Genomic DNA, 550 nt, shown 5'->3' with positions numbered 1-550 from the left:
ACTTCTAATAATGATAAAAAAGTGACTACATTTAGTTCAGTAGCTAAACCTAGAATGATGTATTCAGTAAATAAGAAAACGACATCTAAAGCCACTTCTTCTTTACCTAAATACACACCTCAAGTTAATTCGTCAATCAATAATTATATTCGTAAGAACAATTTCAAAGCACCTCAAATTGAAGAAAACTATACTTCATATTTCCCTAAATATGGTTATAGATATGGTGTAGGTCGTCCTGAGGGAATCGTAGTACATGACACTGCAAATGAGAACTCTACAATTGATGGCGAAATTAATTTTATGAAGAATAATTATGAATCAGCATTTGTACATGCATTTGTTGATAATCAAGAAATACATCTTACTGCACCTTCAAAATATTATGTATGGAGTGCTGGACCTAAAGCGAATCCATACTTCTACCAAATTGAACTTGTAAGAATGTATAACTTCGAAGATTTTGCGAAATCAGTGAATAACCAAGCATGGCTTGCAGCATTTATGTTAAAACAAAATGGAATTACTCCAACACTTGCTGACACAAATG

1 protein-coding gene is annotated in these 550 nt (G+C 32.2%); it reads left to right on the top strand.

Features of this window, described 5'->3' with window-relative positions; translation table 11 throughout:
• Positions 1 to 550: peptidoglycan recognition protein family protein (locus HZY83_RS06615; RefSeq protein ID WP_179943265.1), on the top strand; the 550-nt coding region annotated here is incomplete at both ends.

Source organism: Gemella sp. GH3 (genome assembly GCF_013415425.1).
GTDB lineage: Bacteria > Bacillota > Bacilli > Staphylococcales > Gemellaceae > Gemelliphila.
This window is presented reverse-complemented; position numbering and strand designations above follow the sequence as displayed.